The following is a 249-nucleotide window of genomic DNA, read 5'->3' as shown; positions in this document are numbered from 1 at the left end:
ACAAATCCTATGTCAACTTTTTTTTATAATCATTTAGACAACTTTTCTAAATTAATTTTAACAATATAAAAAGAAAAACGCTACACAAAACTGTGTAGCGCGAAAAGATGAAAAACTAATCTTCTTTTCTATTTCTGCGTCGACCAAATGCGAACATTCCACCTAAAGCTGCTAAAGCTGTCGCGAATAATGTGAGATTTCTCTCAGCTTCACCAGTGTTCGGTAATTTTTTATCGTCTTCTTTATCTT

Annotated in this window: 1 protein-coding gene; it reads right to left on the bottom strand. The window is 32.1% G+C overall.

Features of this window, described 5'->3' with window-relative positions; all coding sequences use genetic code 11:
- Positions 1-115: 115 nt before the first annotated feature.
- Positions 116-249 (bottom strand): LPXTG cell wall anchor domain-containing protein (locus HMPREF3029_RS09750; RefSeq protein ID WP_144265456.1); only part of this gene is annotated, 134 nt, incomplete at its 5' end.

Source organism: Nosocomiicoccus sp. HMSC059G07 (assembly GCF_001815515.1).
Classification (GTDB): domain Bacteria; phylum Bacillota; class Bacilli; order Staphylococcales; family Salinicoccaceae; genus Nosocomiicoccus; species Nosocomiicoccus ampullae_A.
This window is presented reverse-complemented; position numbering and strand designations above follow the sequence as displayed.